Annotated in this window: 2 protein-coding genes (both cut by a window edge); both read left to right on the plus strand. The window is 67.1% G+C overall.

Annotated features, from left to right (window positions below; genetic code table 11):
* Nucleotides 1-254 carry the 3' portion of a condensation domain-containing protein gene (locus tag HL671_RS08320; RefSeq protein ID WP_210263809.1) on the plus strand. It extends 169 nt beyond the left edge of the window, so 254 of the gene's 423 nt are visible here — the last part of the coding sequence; its start codon lies off the left edge, out of view; it ends in the stop codon at nucleotides 252-254.
* Between the two features lie 13 nt (nucleotides 255-267).
* Nucleotides 268-502, plus strand: partial view of a condensation domain-containing protein gene (locus HL671_RS39270; RefSeq protein ID WP_470287767.1) — the 5' end (the start) only. 257 nt of this gene lie beyond the right edge of the window; only the first 235 of its 492 coding nucleotides appear in the window; it begins with the start codon at nucleotides 268-270; its stop codon lies off the right edge, out of view.

Below are 502 nucleotides of genomic sequence, written 5' to 3' on the forward strand. Positions count from 1 at the left end.
CTGGATTGCGGCTGATCGGGAGGCTTGAGCGAGAGGCGCTGGTGTGCGCGCTGGACCGGATCGTGACGCGGCACGAGGCGCTGCGGACCGTATTTTATCAGGGTGACGACGGCTTGCCGGTGCAGCAGGTTGCTGCGGCGGAGGCGGGCTTTGCCTTGAGCGAGCACGACCTCCGGAGCATGGCGGAAGCGGCAGGCGAGTTGCAGCGACTGGTGGCTGTGGANNNGTGGATTGCGGCTGATCGGGAGGCTTGAGCGAGAGGCGCTGGTGTGCGCGCTGGACCGGATCGTGACGCGGCACGAGGCGCTGCGGACCGTATTTTATCAGGGTGACGACGGCTTGCCGGTGCAGCAGGTTGCTGCGGCGGAGGCAGGCTTTGCCTTGGTGCAGCACGACCTCCGGGGCATGGCGGATACGGCAGGCGAGTTGCAGCGACTGGTGGCTGTGGAAGCGACCGCGCCATTCGATCTTGAGCGTGGTCCGCTGATCCGAGGCCGGCTGG

Origin of the sequence: Bradyrhizobium denitrificans, assembly GCF_013179005.1 — a bacterium.
Lineage (GTDB): Bacteria > Pseudomonadota > Alphaproteobacteria > Rhizobiales > Xanthobacteraceae > Bradyrhizobium > Bradyrhizobium denitrificans.